This window comes from Natrinema zhouii (genome assembly GCF_013456555.2).
Lineage (GTDB): Archaea > Halobacteriota > Halobacteria > Halobacteriales > Natrialbaceae > Natrinema > Natrinema zhouii.
Genome location: NZ_CP059154.1, coordinates 25,537 through 37,626, shown reverse-complemented (window position 1 = coordinate 37,626; position 12,090 = coordinate 25,537). Strand labels below are relative to the sequence as shown.

Below are 12,090 nucleotides of genomic sequence, written 5' to 3'. Positions count from 1 at the left end.
TAACCCTTCCCAGCCCCGTTTACACGGGCTGGTGCATCGGTTGTTGTTCGGATTAAACCGAAATCGCCTGCCCCACTTAAGGGGCACGATTCGGTTGTCTTCCGAGACATGGACCCACAGGGATTCGAACCCTGGGCATCCTCCTTGCAAAGGAGGCACTCTACCACTGAGCTATGGGCCCACGCCCATCTCAAACTGAGACGGGCATGGTTTGGGTGTTAGCCTTGGTAGTTCTAAGGTGCCCGATCGGCCAAACGGTGGTCGATCGAACGTGGAACCGCAATCCGCTAAGGTGGGTCAGGCACGACGGCCTGATCCCGGTCTGTGGAGGTGATCCAGCCGCAGATTCCCCTACGGCTACCTTGTTACGACTTAAGCCCCCTTGCGGAGCCCAGATTCGACCCTGGAATCAGGGCCTCATCCGGACCCCACTCGGGTGCTTTGACGGGCGGTGTGTGCAAGGAGCAGGGACGTATTCACCGCGCTCTTCTGAAGCGCGATTACTACCGAATCCAGCTTCATGAGGGCGAGTTTCAGCCCTCAATCCGAACTACGACCGAGTTTCGGAGATTAGCGTCCCCTTTCGGGGTTGCATCCCACTGTCTCGGCCATTGTAGCCCGCGTGTCGCCCAGCACATTCGGGGCATACTGACCTACCGTTGCCCATTCCTTCCTCCAGTTTGGCACTGGCAGTCCTCCTAATGTACCCAACCATCACAAGGATGTTGCTGGCAATTAAGAGTGTGGGTCTCGCTCGTTGCCTGACTTAACAGGACGCCTCACGGTACGAGCTGACGGCGGCCATGCACCTCCTCTCAATGGCTCCAGTAAGATCATCAATCTGACCTTCACTGCACATTGTCGATGCTGGTGAGATGTCCGGCGTTGAGTCCAATTAAACCGCAGGCTCCTCCGGTTGTAGTGCTCCCCCGCCAATTCCTTTAAGTTTCATCCTTGCGGACGTACTTCCCAGGCGGTCTGCTTCTCGGCTTCCCTACGGCACAGCACAGGCTCGTAGCCTGTGCCACACCTAGCAGACATCGTTTACAGCTCGGACTACCCGGGTATCTAATCCGGTTCGTGACCCGAGCTTTCGTCCCTCACCGTCGGATCCGTCTTCCAGAGGCGCTTTCGCCACCGGTGGTCCGTCCAGGATTACGGGATTTCACTCCTACCCCGGACGTACCCCTCTGGTCTTCCGGTCCCAAGCCACACAGTTTCCACCGGACGCCTGCGCGTTAAGCGCGCAGATTTCCCGATAGACTTGCGTGGCCAGCTACGGACGCTTTAGGCCCAATAATAGCGGTCATCACTTGTGCTGCCGGTATTACCGCGGCGGCTGGCACCGGTCTTGCCCAGCACTTATTCTACCACCTCCTTACGGTGGTGAAAAGCGAGGACTATATGCCCTCGCACTTGGAGTCCCCTTATCGCACTCGCGTGCAGTGTAAAGGTTTCGCGCCTGCTGCGCCCCGTAGGGCCCGGTATCTTGTCTCAGATACCGTCTCCGGGCTCTTGCTCTCACAACCCGTACCGATTATGGGCACGGTGGGCCGTTACCCCACCGTCTACCTAATCGGCCGCAGCCACATCCTATAGCGCCTGAACGTTTCGAGTTCACGCCACTCCAGGCGTTGAACTGTATCGGCTATTAGCCTCAGTTTCCCGAGGTTATCGCCGTCTATAGGGCAGTTTGGCCACGTGTTACTGAGCTATCTGCTACGAGTCTGAACTCGTGCAACTAGCATGGCTAAATCGGACTCCAATAGCAATGACCTCCGGCAGGATCAACCGGAATGCTATATATGTACTCCCAGCTTGGCTGGGAGGGTCTGTTGGCGGTGAATGTTGCAAACACACTCACACATAAATGGTCCACGTTCGATGACACTGATCGAGTGACCGATCGGGCGTCACCGAACTACCAAGGCTAACATCAGATCCCATCTGTACGGCGGACCGCAGGGGTAGGATCCTCATTTCCTTCGGACATATTCGTAAGTCGTCTGGGGTACATAACCCCTTCGGACTCGAATCGTCCGTGACAACGCGGCGTATCCAAACGCCCCGTCGCCACATCTTCGTGTTCACATCCAAATGCCCTCGAACGTATAAGGGCGTCGGATCGCCCCCACGCCGGAAACCGCATCCGGCGGGGGTGTGTACGATCACAACTGAACGCCCAGGCACGTATAAGGGCTCCGGATCATCGCGACCGGCAGTTCCGATCGCGACCATGATCGTGTGGAGCCCTCGAGTACGCAGTCTCTCGTCGGATCGAAGCGACGAGGTGTCCGAGGACGGATGTAACGTCTGCCTCCGCGCCGGGTTGCGGCCGGAGGGGACGTGGCGGCGTGCGCCACGTCGTTCGCATTACAATCGAAGTCCGAGTAAACATATAAGGCCGTCGTCTCGAGCGGCCACTGCGCCACGTTGGACAGTCACGAGGTGGCTCAAGCGATCCGGATACCGTCGCCCGGATAATCCATCGACGCTACCGCCGATCCGTCGGATTCGAACTCGAGGCGTCGGGTTCTCGTCCGAGAATCGATCGAACGAATCCCACCCCGGCCAGCAGACACTCGCGAAGGACCGGCGCACCGTCGACGAGCCACACCACCAGCGCCGCCCCGGCGAGTCCGAGCTGTGCCCACAGATACGTCGAGATATCGCCGGCGAGCATATCACTCGAGTACCGGCCGAACAGGTCGAAGAACGCCTCGAGGAACCCTGGTCCAGGGGAGTGGCCCTCGACCGTAGCGACCGGCCAGAGCATGAGTTCGGGCTGCAGGATATCCTGCCGGAACACTGAGTCCACGACGTCGCCAAAGGGGTGCAATAGGTAACCGAGTCCGAACGCGAGACCGGCCCGCGGCCGCGTCGCCGCGTGCGCGATCGTTCCGACGAGAATCGCCAGCGGCACCGCGAAGAAAAGCGAGTGGCCGATCGCGTAGCCGTTCTGGAACACGCCGTACTCCCAGGCGAGTGGCTTGTCGATCAGGTCCGGGAGAACCGACGCGAGGACGACGGTGAACGCCTCGAGCCCGGTGGGCGAGTCACGGAAAATAATGCGACAGCACAGTGAGTATGCGAGATAGCCGACGATCGCGTGTTCCCACGGCCACATGGCTGGATGGTCCGCTGTTCAACGAATAGTTATGGTTCGCTTGTCGTGGTGCTCGCGGCTGAGCTGGGTCTGAGGGACTGTGACGGTCGATGCAGTACTCGATAAGCCGTCCTTACGCGACAACGTACGTGATTGACAGCGTTTCTATCATGCGCTGGCGAGACCTCGGCTGTCAGAAAAGAAAGTCAATCCCGTTTGACGAGCCCCTGTGAAACGGTACTGGCCGACACGAGGGTCCATGGCGACGTGTGGCTGGTCTTATAAATATATTCCCGTAGTTGCCATAGCACGACCGTGACTGACTACGCTATCGAAGCGCGCGACGTGGCGGTGACGTACGCGGACGGAACCGAGGCGGTCCGCGGCATCGATCTCCTCGTCGAGCGCGGCGAGTTCGTCGGCTTTCTGGGGCCGAACGGTGCGGGCAAGACGACGACGATCAAGACGCTGGTGACGCTCCTGCGACCGACCGACGGCTCCATCGTTGTCAACGGATTCGACGCCATCGAGGAGCCCCGACAAGTGCGGTCGACGGTAGGGTACATGGCTCAGGAGACGAGTATCGATCCCGAGTTGACCGCTCGAGAGAACCTCCGATTCGCGTGTGACGCCTACGGCGTCCCGCGAGCGCAGCGTGACGACCGGATCGACGAACTGCTCGAGCTCGTCGAACTAACCGACGTCGCGAACAAAGTCGCGGACGACTTCTCCGGTGGGATGAAAAAGCGCCTCGACGCGGCGACCGCGCTCGTCCACCGGCCGCCGCTGGTCTTCCTCGACGAGCCGACGACTGGACTCGACCCGGCGGCGCGAAACCGACTCTGGGAGTACTTCCGGCGGATCAACGACGAGGGGACGACTGTCTTCCTGACGACTCAGTACCTCGAGGAGGCCGACCAGTTGTGCGAGCGGCTGTCGGTCATTCAGGACGGATCGGTCGTCGCAGAGGGGACGCCCGGAGAGCTGAAACGTCGCGTCGGCGGCGAGATACTCTCAGTCGAACTGGCTGACCCCGACGAGAGCGAGCGCGCAGTAGCGGTCGCCCGCGATGAGTCGCTGTTCGCGGACGGGGCGACGATTGAGACAACGGAGTCGGGGCTCGCGGTGACGGCTCGCGACGCACGGACGCGTGGGACGGAATTATTAGTCGCACTGCGGGACGCCGGAATCGATGTGATCGGGTTCGACGTCCGCGCACCGACGCTCGACGACGTGTTCCTCGCGGTAACGGGTGAGGGGAACGAGGACGGCCCGTCAACGGAACGGGAGTCGGACACAACCGACGTTGCACGATCGGGAACGATCGGGAACGGCGGCCGTGACTCGAGAGAACCGACGGTAAGCGACGAGAGTGAAAAGGGGAACGATACCGATCGAGACGAGGTGAACGGATGAGTACGCCCGAGGCCGACCGTCACGGCGGGGGCTTCGCGAGCGACGTGTGGGTCACGTTCGTCCGGTGGACGATCAAGTCGGTTCGGAACCCGTTCGTGCTCGTCGTTTCGCTCGTCCAGCCGATCATCTTCCTCGTGCTCTTCACGCAGGTGTTCGGTGGCGTCGCGACGGCCGCTATCGAGGGAATTAGCTACGAAACGTATCTCGTGCCGGCGATCGTGATCCAGGTAGCGCTGGTGGCGGCCGCGACGTCGGGGATCGGGCTGGTCAACGACATCGAGACCGGAATGTTCGAGAAGATACTGGTCAGTCCAATGAACCGGACCGCCGTTTTCCTGGGGAAGACGCTCGCCGAGGTCGTCCGCATCGTCGTACAGGTCGTAATCGTGCTCGGATTGGGCGTGTTGCTCGGTGCCGAAATCGAAACCGGGATCGCGGGCGCGATCGCAATCGCGGCCATCTGCGTCGTGTTCTCGGTCTGGTTCACCGCGTTCTCGAACGTGCTGGCCGTGGTGACCCGCGACGAGGAATCGACGATCATCGGGGCGAACCTGCTTCAGTTGCCCTTGCTGTTCGTCTCGAGCGCGTTTCTCCCGTTGCCGGCACTTCCGGATTGGATCCGGACGGTCGCGACGTTCAACCCGATTACCTACGGCGTCGACGCCGCTCGCGCGGTGATGCTGGGCGAGGATACGATGACCGTGATCGAAGTTACCCGGTTCGGCGGGATGTGGGACACGCTCGTGCCGGCACTCGCCGTTCTCGTGGGACTCGCGCTCACGTTCGGATCGGTCGCCGTCTACGCGATCGGCCGCGCCGCCAGCGCCGACGTTCGCTGAGCCCCCGGTGATCAGCAATCCGGGAGTACCCGATATCATTTAGCGACTGTGGTCGTACGAGTCCCTATGGACCAGTCGGGATTCGTCAAGCTCGCGGTCATCGCGTTCGGGATCGTGATCGCGAGCTTCTTCGTGCGCGGGATCAGTCGGATCGTGCTCGACGTGGAAACCGCGAACCTCCTGCAGGCACCGCTCGCGATCGTCGGTTTCGGGCTCCTCCTCTATCTGTTCGTCAGAGCGACCCTCGACTTCGTCGGAATCTGGGAGGTAGAGAACCCCGACCCGTGAGACGGGCGGCTGTCGCTGTATACCGGCTGATCGCAACACTGTGGTGCGATCGACCCGATACCGATCTACAGCCGAGCCTCCCACCGGAAGGAAACCGTTTTTCGACCGCCGTTCGAACGTGAGGGTATGACAATCGACGTTCAGGCGATCGCCGACCTCGGACCGGGCGACCGCGCGGCCTTCTTCGAGCGCGATGCCGGCATCGAGGCGGTCAGCGGAGACGTCACCGAGATCGTCGAGCGCGTCCGCACGGAGGGCGACGTCGCCGTTCGCGAGTTCACGAGCGAGTTCGACGGTATCGAAGTCGGCAACCTCGAGATCACGGACGAGTGCGAGCGGGCCGCAGACGCGATCGACGACGGGATCCGGGACGCGATCGAGACGGCCGCCGCGAACGTCCGGGAGTTTCACGAGGCCCAACTGCCCGACGACTGGCGGCGTGAGTTCAGCGAGGGCCGCACGCTGGGACGGCGGTTCCGACCGATAGAGCGCGTCGGCGTCTACGTCCCCGGCGGCTCGGCGGCCTACCCCTCGAGTGCGATCATGGGGATCGTCCCGGCGACAGTGGCCGGCGTCGGTCACGTGTCGGTGGTGACGCCGCCGGCCGACGAACTGAACCCGGTGACGCTTGCGGCGATCCACATCGCGGGCGCGGACGCGGTCTACCGCGTCGGCGGCGCGCAGGCGATCGCGGGGCTGGCGTACGGAACGGAGTCGATCACCCGCGTGCAGAAGATCGTCGGCCCGGGCAACAAGTGGGTCACGGCGGCGAAGGCCGACGTTCGGGGTGACGTCGAGATCGACTTCCTCGCGGGACCGAGCGAAGTTGTCGTCGTGGCCGACGAGACCGGGGACCCAGAACTCATCGCCGCGGAGCTCGTCGCGCAAGCCGAACACGATCCGAACGCCTCGGTCGTGGCCGTTACCGACGACAAGGCGACCGCCGACGCCGTGGCTGCGGCCGTCGACGAGCAGGTAGACGCGCGCGAGCGCGAGGATGTGATTCGAGAGGCGCTCGCGAACGACGCGAGCGGCGTCCTCTACGGTCGATCGATGAGCGAGGTGATCCTCTTTACGGAGGCCTACGCCCCCGAACACCTCTCGATTATCGCCGACGACGACGAGTCGATCCTCGAGCGGATCGAGAGCGCGGGGAGCGTCTTCCTCGGACCGAATACGCCCGTCGCGGCCGGTGACTACGCCAGCGGCACCAACCACGTCCTGCCGACCAACGGCGGCGCGCGAGTCACCGGCGGCCTCTCCGTGGAGACGTTCCTCCGATCGACGACGGTCCAACGCCTCTCCGGGGAGGGGCTCGCCGAACTCGGGGAGACGATCACGACCCTCGCGGACGCCGAGGGGCTCGAGGCCCACGCCGAGAGCGTCCGAACCCGACTCGACGAGGGGACGAATCAGTAGCGAACGGTGAAATACTGCCGATCAACGGTGTCTCAGTTCGCTGAATTGCAAACTGGTTTTACGTAGCTGGAGAAGAGAGTGGAAAACGAGATGGAACCGCGTGTCGATCCGACGGACAGGCGCGTCCTCGAGCGCAACTACGATTACGCGCAAAAGAACGTGCGGCTCCTCTCGATGTGGTACGACTGCGAGCTGGAACGAATGCTCGAGCTACTGGCGGAACACGACATCGAACTCTCTCGCAACGACAAACGACAGTTCGGTACCTGTTATCGGTCGTTCAGGCGGCGCTCGAACTGGTAAGCAACCGCGAGAAATGGGGAGACCGCGCCCGCTCAATCGAGGGCGGAGCCAGATTCGTGTTCGTCCGGTCGGACGCAAATGGCGTCACAGTTAACATCGTTGGGCCGGAATGATGGGGTATGAGCACGGACAGTATGGACGGCGGGGAGACGAACACGCGCCCGAAAATCGAAGTGACAGAGGAGGCGGCCGAACAGGCCCTCTCCTTGCTCGAGGGCGAGGATCTCGACGTGACCGAAGCCGGCCTCCGGCTGTTCGTCCAGCAGGGCGGCTGCGCCGGTCTCTCCTACGGGATGCGGTTCGACGACGCACCGGACGATGACGACACGATTTACGAGCATCACGACCTGCGCGTGTTCGTCGATCCGGCGAGCCTGAAGTACATCGAGGGCAGCGTCCTCGACTACGAGGACGGCCTGCAGGCCGAAGGGTTCCACGTGGACAATCCGAACGTCGTCAGCGAGTGCGGCTGTGGCGAATCGTTCCGAACGTAATCGATCGCTCGGACAGCGGTTCGAACCATCCTCACCGTCCACCGTTCTGCCCCGTTGATCGAAAGTCGACAGCCAACAGCCATGCGGACGTCACTCGAGCGTCAAAAAATGGGATCGACTCGAGCGATCGACGAGGCTCGAGACGTCGGTTACTCCTCGAGTTCGAAGGCGACGGTGACCTCGGCTTGGTACTCGCGGTCGTCGGCGCTGGCGAGTTCGACGCCGAGTTCGTCGACTTCGATCCACTGGACGTTCTGGAGGGTGGCTTCCGCGCGGTCAATCGCGTCGTCTGCTGCGGCGTCGAAGCTCTCGGGACTGGTGCCGATGAGCGTGATTTTCTTGAATACCATCGCCTCGATACCTACGACCCATGTTGACGTAAAAGTGCTGTCAGCCTTGGAAAGTCAGTCACGCTGGTAACGTCGACAGCGAGCGGATCACTCGGTCCGCGACTCGAGGCGCGTGCGGATCGCACCGGTGATGTCGGTGAGGTATGCACCGCCCCACAGCGCGACGATGAGCCCACCGATGGAGTTGAAGACGAAGTCGAGCATCGTGTCTTCGAGCCCGTACTGCGTGAGCACGGCCCTGATTCCCAGCGCCTCGGCCGACAGCGCGATAGCGAACTCGAGGATCTCCCAGAGGACGCCAAAGGCGAGCACGAACAGCAGGATGAACACGGCGACGAATCGCTGGGGGAAGTGAATCCCGTCGGTGTGCTCGTGGAGTGCGCGAACGGTGGCGTACCCCACGCCGGCGACCAGTGATGCCGACAGCGCGTGGGTCATGTGGTCCCACCACCAGATCTGGCTGTAGAGCGTGCGGGTGGCTCCCGGCAGCCCGACGGTCCCGAACGCGTGGAGGAAGACTGCGGTCGTGATCCACAGGGTGAGGCGCGGATCCATCGGGATCTCGTAGTCGCGCTCGAGGAGCGGGGGAAGCTGGGTCACGATCAGCGCCACACCCGTATTGATCACGATCCCGCCGTTTCCCCGCTCGATACCGACGAACAGCATGCCGATCAGCCCGATCTCCATGAGATAGGTGAGCTGCCGCTGGCGATGCTGGGACGGCAACCAGCTCGTGAGATTACGCATCGTCCCCCTCCGCGATCCCGGGAGCGTTCTCGGGGAGACGCTGCGCCGAACGGGCGAGACGTCTGAAGTAGAGTTCGAAGACGACGCCTGCACCGAGACCGGCGACGGCGGAATAGACGAACTCCCACATCACCGCGTCGTGATCGGCGGTAAACGGAATCCCCAGCATCTGGGAAGCACTCCACCTGAGCAGCGCCCAGAGGCCCGCAGCGGCCATCGTGGTGACGACGACGAAGACGACGGCGAAGCCGGGCGTCATCCGCACGGACGTAAAGGTCTGGAATTCGACGGCGAGGACGAGTGCGATGGCCGCGACGGAGAGGTATGCGGTGAAGTGACCCGTCAGTCGATCCGCGCCGATGGCCATTCCGAGGATAGGCAATGCGGCGAGCAAGAGCACCTCCCAGGGGAGCAGAACGGATGACGACCGGAAGGCCACCGGAGGGAGTAGTGCAAGGGCGACGAGCGTCGCCGCGAACGTCGCCCACAGGAACCCACCGGTCACCAGTTCGCTGACGCCGATGATCGCGATCGCCGCGACCAACACCCACGCGATCGCGGCGTTGGTTCGCCCGTCCGCGATCAATCCCTCGAGTGAAGTCTGAGACACACTGACTCGTATTAACCGTCCTCACAAAAGCATATGTCGTGGTTCGTTGAGAGGAAGGCCGTATAGAAGCTGACGAGGCCGTCCAGAGCTAGACGAGCACGTAGACGGTAGCGTACGCAGCCAGTGCGACCGCAATGGCTGCCAGTGCCGTAAGCGAGCGCTCGAGAACTGCGTCCGAAGACGGGAGTCGCCGATAGCTCGCTCGCGGGAGCGTCAGTGATGGGGTCTCCCGAACGACGCCACAGAGGAGGCCGACGCCGAGGATGGAGAAGACGAAGTGGTAGGAAACCTCGAGGGTTGGCGGCGTCACCGCGAGCGCGGCAACGCCGTAGGCTGCACCCACGCCGGCGCGGCGGTTAATGGACGAGAAGGGCGACCGGTCGGTGAGCCGGCAGATCGTCACGAGGGCGAGCGCGATCGCGGCGAGTTCGATCGCGAACGCGCCCAGCAGGTGTAGCGTTGGATCCGAGTGAAGGACGACGCGCGACTCGAGCGCAGGGGAGCCGAAGGGGAAGAGCCAGTCAGGCGGTGAGCCAGTGACGAGATCGCCCCACGGATGTGACCAGAGACCCCACAGCGCGGCGAACGCGACCGTCGACGGCGAGAGCGACGACGCTCGCGCGCTCCAGCGGGCGACGAGAACCCCACTCGCCGCGAACAGTCCCATTACCAGTGCAGCGAGCGGGCCGTCCCAGACGAGTGCGACCGCGACGAGAGCCACGAGGATCCCGATCGCGCCGAGACGAACGACGTGCGCACGACCGGTGCGACCGCGAACGGCGAGCATCCCGAACGCCGGCGCGGCGATCGCGCCCACGACCAGCGAGTGGGTGACCGAGCGGTGGACTGCCCGACTCGCGTCCCAGAAGGCCGTCGGCGCACCGAGCGCGCCGTCCGCTGCGTGCCACTCGAGGAGGCCGACGAGCGCGTACGCGACGTCGATGTCCGGAATCGCGGCGAACGCGCCGGCGACGATCCCGACGAGCAGGGCAGGTCGGCGATCCCAGCCCCGCCAGTCGGCGACCAGCGCCGCGACGGCGAACGCGAACAGGGCGTGACCGATGAACACAACATGTCGAGTACGGAATGCGTGGGCTTAAGCGACTCGCACCGATGTGGTGTGGTATCAGTGGGCATATTTCGAGCCGACGAGCGAGCGCTCGAGCGGTCGTCAGGATCTGGAGTCGAGGGTGAGACCGGGAGGCGGCGACGTATTCGGGCCACCGGCGGCCGCTCTTTCGCCGCTGCCGGTAGGTCTTTGCGGGTGGCAAGTGAGCACACGCGTATGGCTCAGAAACCGTCGACCGAGGCGGCTCGCGCGCCATCCGTTGGCGAACTCACACCACCGGAACGGACCCTGATGGGGCCCGGACCGAGCGACGTGAACCCGCGCGTGCTCCGGGCGATGAGCACGCCGCTCGTGGGCCACCTCGATCCCGCCTTTATCGAGATCATGGACGAGGTCCAGGAGCTGCTGCGCTACACCTTCCGGACGGACAACCAGTGGACGATCCCGGTCTCGGGGACCGGATCGGCCGCGATGGAGGCCGCCATCGGAAACGTCGTCGAGCCCGGAGACACGATGCTCGTTCCGACGAACGGCTACTTCGGCGGTCGGATGGCCTCGATGGCCGAGCGCGCGGGCGGTGACGTCGTCAAGGTCGACGCCCCGTGGGGCGAACCGCTCGAGCCGGACGACGTCGCGGACGCGCTGGCCGAACACGACCCGGACGTCTTCGGCTTCGTCCACGCCGAGACGAGTACCGGCGTGCTCCAGCCTGACGTCCCCGAGCTAACGGCGGCGGCCCACGACCACGACGCGCTCGTGATCGCCGACACCGTCACCTCCCTCGGTGGCGTCGAGCTCCGAGTCGACGAGTGGGACATCGATGTGGCCTACTCGGGCCCCCAGAAGTGTCTCTCCTGTCCGCCGGGCGCGAGCCCGCTCACTCTTTCGGACGGGGCGATGGAGAAGGTGCTCTCGCGCGAGGAGGATCCCCGCTCGTGGTACCTCGATCTCTCGCTTCTCGAGGGCTACTGGGGCGACGAACGCGCATACCATCACACCGCGCCGATCACGAACGTCTACGCGCTCCGGGAGGCGCTGCGCCTCGTTGCCGAGGAGGGAATCGAGGAGCGCTGGGCGCGCCACGAGCGACTGGCCGGCGCGCTGAAAGCCGGCGTCGAGGCGATGGGTCTCGAGATGAACGCACCCGACGAGTACTGGTTGCCGAGTCTGAACGCCGTCCGCGTCCCCGAGGGGATCGACGACGGCGATGTCTGTGACGCGCTGATCGAGCGCTACGACCTCGAGATCGCCGGCGGACTGGGAGATCTCGCCGGAGAAATCTTCCGAATCGGCTGCATGGGACACTCCGCGCGACCCGAGAACGTGATCTACGTCGTGACGGCGCTGGGCGACGTCCTCGAGTCGATGGGCGCGGACGTCGATCCGGGCGCTGGTGTGACTGCGACGCGACGCGCACTGAAAGAATAAGGAACGTTCCGCGACGGCCGG

12 protein-coding genes, 1 tRNA gene and 1 rRNA gene are annotated in these 12,090 nt (G+C 63.6%); 7 read left to right on the top strand and 7 right to left on the bottom strand.

All coding sequences use genetic code 11. The features are described from left to right. Positions 1–109: 109 nt before the first annotated feature. From HYG81_RS18865 to HYG81_RS18855, 3 genes are all read right to left on the bottom strand, one after another. Positions 110–181 (bottom strand) — tRNA-Ala (locus HYG81_RS18865). Positions 182–325: 144 nt separating this feature from the next. Continuing rightward, positions 326–1,798 (bottom strand): 16S ribosomal RNA (locus tag HYG81_RS18860). 696 nt (positions 1,799–2,494) lie between these two features. Next, the gene (locus HYG81_RS18855; RefSeq protein WP_180841271.1) at positions 2,495–3,127 is read right to left on the bottom strand and encodes a metal-dependent hydrolase; all 633 of its coding nucleotides are present in this window, start codon (positions 3,125–3,127) and stop codon (positions 2,495–2,497) included. 294 nt (positions 3,128–3,421) lie between these two features. Here HYG81_RS18855 and HYG81_RS18850 point away from each other — a divergent pair, with 294 nt between their 5' ends. From HYG81_RS18850 to HYG81_RS18825, 6 genes are all read left to right on the top strand, one after another. Then, positions 3,422–4,522, top strand: a complete 1,101-nt coding sequence (locus HYG81_RS18850) for an ABC transporter ATP-binding protein (protein ID WP_180841270.1) — start codon at positions 3,422–3,424, stop codon at positions 4,520–4,522. Further along, entirely contained in the window at positions 4,519–5,361 is an 843-nt protein-coding gene (locus tag HYG81_RS18845) for an ABC transporter permease (protein ID WP_180841269.1), read from the top strand. Before HYG81_RS18850 ends, HYG81_RS18845 begins: the two co-directional genes overlap by 4 nt. 66 nt (positions 5,362–5,427) lie before the next feature. Further along, positions 5,428–5,649 (top strand): hypothetical protein, encoded by a 222-nt coding sequence (locus HYG81_RS18840; RefSeq protein ID WP_180841268.1) that lies wholly within the window; start codon positions 5,428–5,430, stop codon positions 5,647–5,649. Between the two features lie 126 nt (positions 5,650–5,775). Next, a complete protein-coding gene (gene hisD, locus HYG81_RS18835; protein WP_180841267.1) occupies positions 5,776–7,068 on the top strand; it encodes a histidinol dehydrogenase in 1,293 nt (430 codons plus the stop codon). Positions 7,069–7,158: 90 nt separating this feature from the next. Next, positions 7,159–7,371 (top strand): hypothetical protein, encoded by a 213-nt coding sequence (locus HYG81_RS18830; RefSeq protein WP_180841266.1) that lies wholly within the window; start codon positions 7,159–7,161, stop codon positions 7,369–7,371. 119 nt (positions 7,372–7,490) lie between these two features. After that, entirely contained in the window at positions 7,491–7,865 is a 375-nt protein-coding gene (locus HYG81_RS18825; protein WP_180841265.1) for a HesB/IscA family protein, read from the top strand. Positions 7,866–8,014: 149 nt separating this feature from the next. Here the strand turns inward: HYG81_RS18825 and HYG81_RS18820 are convergent, their stop codons facing one another. The 4 genes from HYG81_RS18820 to HYG81_RS18805 all read right to left on the bottom strand — a co-directional run bounded on the left by HYG81_RS18820 (position 8,015) and on the right by HYG81_RS18805 (position 10,641). Continuing rightward, complete coding sequence (locus HYG81_RS18820; protein ID WP_138245201.1) at positions 8,015–8,215, bottom strand: dodecin; 201 nt, start codon at positions 8,213–8,215, stop codon at positions 8,015–8,017. An 87-nt stretch (positions 8,216–8,302) separates the two neighbouring features. Continuing rightward, positions 8,303–8,962 (bottom strand): DUF2238 domain-containing protein, encoded by a 660-nt coding sequence (locus HYG81_RS18815; protein WP_180841264.1) that lies wholly within the window; start codon positions 8,960–8,962, stop codon positions 8,303–8,305. Further along, complete coding sequence (locus HYG81_RS18810) at positions 8,955–9,572, bottom strand: hypothetical protein (RefSeq protein ID WP_180841263.1); 618 nt, start codon at positions 9,570–9,572, stop codon at positions 8,955–8,957. Before HYG81_RS18810 ends, HYG81_RS18815 begins: the two co-directional genes overlap by 8 nt. A gap of 88 nt (positions 9,573–9,660) precedes the next feature. Further along, complete coding sequence (locus tag HYG81_RS18805) at positions 9,661–10,641, bottom strand: metal-dependent hydrolase (protein WP_180841262.1); 981 nt, start codon at positions 10,639–10,641, stop codon at positions 9,661–9,663. Between the two features lie 216 nt (positions 10,642–10,857). Between HYG81_RS18805 and HYG81_RS18800 the strand changes: the two genes are divergently transcribed. Continuing rightward, the gene (locus HYG81_RS18800; protein WP_180841261.1) at positions 10,858–12,069 is read left to right on the top strand and encodes a pyridoxal-phosphate-dependent aminotransferase family protein; all 1,212 of its coding nucleotides are present in this window, start codon (positions 10,858–10,860) and stop codon (positions 12,067–12,069) included. Positions 12,070–12,090: the final 21 nt, after the last annotated feature.